A 228-nucleotide genomic window follows, 5' to 3' on the forward strand; every position below is an offset into this window, starting at 1 on the left:
GAGCGCATTTTTGAGCGCATGGTGGGCCTCTCCCTTGTTAAGACCGATCTGAGCACGCCGCTGCATGTCCGTATCCAGGATCCACTCAATAATGAAAAGGGTCCGTTCAATACGACCAACTTCACGAAGCGCAACTGCAAGGTTGTTTTGTCGTGGGTAAGAAGCGAGCTTGCGCAGGAGTTGGCTGGGCCTGATTTTGCCAGCGGTCATCGTCGCGGCACAACGGAA

The 228-nt window shown here is 54.4% G+C and carries 1 protein-coding gene; it reads right to left on the reverse strand.

All coding sequences use genetic code 11. The annotated features are described in order from the left end of the window. The coding region (locus ACNQ0W_RS25810; RefSeq protein WP_417933358.1) for a Tn3 family transposase at positions 1-228 on the reverse strand (228 nt) is incomplete at both ends.

The organism is Enterobacter cloacae complex sp. 6730903 (genome assembly GCF_048283985.1).
GTDB lineage: Bacteria > Pseudomonadota > Gammaproteobacteria > Enterobacterales > Enterobacteriaceae > Enterobacter > Enterobacter hormaechei_C.